Genomic DNA, 1,486 nt, shown 5'->3' with positions numbered 1-1,486 from the left:
GCTCATTAGAGGACCATCCTTTGTGCAGCCCTCTCGAGTAGGGTTGTGACCTCTCGGTCCCGGTGGGTGCATGGCCAGTAGTGCGAGCCGTTCGACGGCCAGCGTGAGTTCCGCCAGCCCCGCCGGGCCGAGGCCGTCTGATCGGCTTCAGGGACACGCCCCGCAGAGGGCCGATTAATGAGCTCCCGGCAGACGACCTCACCACCGGGCAGGTGCTCCACCAGCAGCATTGGAGTACGACTTCCGTGTTCATCGGATGGGACTGGGCCACCGAGACCCACGACGTGACCGTCATGGACGCGTCCGGCAAACGCGTCGACCGGTGGGAGTTCCCCCACACCGAGGAAGGGTTCGCCACGACCCTGGCCCGGCTGCGCGGCCACGGCGCCCCGGCCGACCTGCCGGTGGCGATCGAGACCACCCGCGGCCTGGCCGTGGACCGGCTCCTGGCCGCCGGGCACCCCGTGGTCCCGGTGCACCCCAACGCCTTCCACGCCATGCGGGCCCGCTGGGGCGCCTCCAAGGCCAAGACCGACGCCGGCGACAGCTTCAAACTCGCCGACTACCTGCGCACCGACGGCCACCTGCTGCCCCGCCTGCAACCCACCGAGCAGGCCACCTTGGCCCTGCAGTCCCTGACCCGGACCCGCGCCGACCACGTCGAGTCCAAAGTCGCCGCCGTCAACCAGCTCACCGCCCTGCTGGACGAGCACTGGCCCGGCGGCAAGGCGGTCTTCGCCAAGCTGGACAGCGACATCGCCCTGGCGTTCCTGGACCGCCACCCCACCCCCGGCTCGGCCGCCAAGCTCACCGCCGGTCGCCTGGCCGCCTGGTGCAAGAGGCGCGGCTACTCCGGGAAGAAGCCCGGCAGCGTCCTGATCGAGCGCCTGCGCGCCGCCCCCGCGGCGGCCTCCCGGCTCAGTGAGGCGGTCGTCGAGCGCCTGGTCCGTGTCCAGGTCCAGCTCGTGCAGGGCATCCGGGCGACCATCCGCGACCTGGACAAGGCCATCGCCGAAGCGGTCGCGACCCACCCCTACGCGCCGCTGTTCGCCGCGATGCCGCGTATCGGCACGGTCAGCCTCGCCCAGGTCATCGGCGAGGTCGGTCCGCTGCTGGAGCGCGCCCGGGCCTGCGAGCAGCTCATCGCGGAGGCCGGTGTCGTCCCGGTCACCCGCGCCTCGGGCAAGTCCCGGGCGGTGGCCTTGCGCTTCGCGACCAACCGCAGGGCACGCCTGGCCCTGACCCAGTTCGCCGACAACAGCCGGCACGGCAGTGTGTGGGCCGCCAGGATCTACAACGACGCCCGTGCCCGCAAGAAGCGGCACCCGCACGCCACCCGCATTCTGGCCCGTTCCTGGTTGCGGGTGATGTGGGCCTGCTGGCGCGACGGCACCGTCTACGACCCCGCCACTCACCAGGCCAACGGCAAGATCGTTACCGTCTCGGAGGCGCCTTTGGCGGCATAGGGGTTGACTCAGGAAACTCA

1 protein-coding gene is annotated in these 1,486 nt (G+C 71.2%); it reads left to right on the top strand.

Annotated features, from left to right (window positions below):
• The first annotated feature begins 212 nt into the window (after positions 1-212).
• Positions 213-1,466 carry an IS110 family transposase gene (locus BJF83_RS02600; RefSeq protein WP_075925037.1) on the top strand — a complete coding sequence of 418 codons (1,254 nt, stop codon included), beginning with the start codon at positions 213-215 and terminating at the stop codon, positions 1,464-1,466.
• Positions 1,467-1,486: the final 20 nt, after the last annotated feature.

The organism is Nocardiopsis sp. CNR-923, from assembly GCF_001942255.1.
Lineage (GTDB): Bacteria > Actinomycetota > Actinomycetes > Streptosporangiales > Streptosporangiaceae > Nocardiopsis.
The sequence above is the reverse complement of the archived record's forward strand: the minus strand, read 5'-3'. Positions and strand labels throughout refer to the sequence as shown.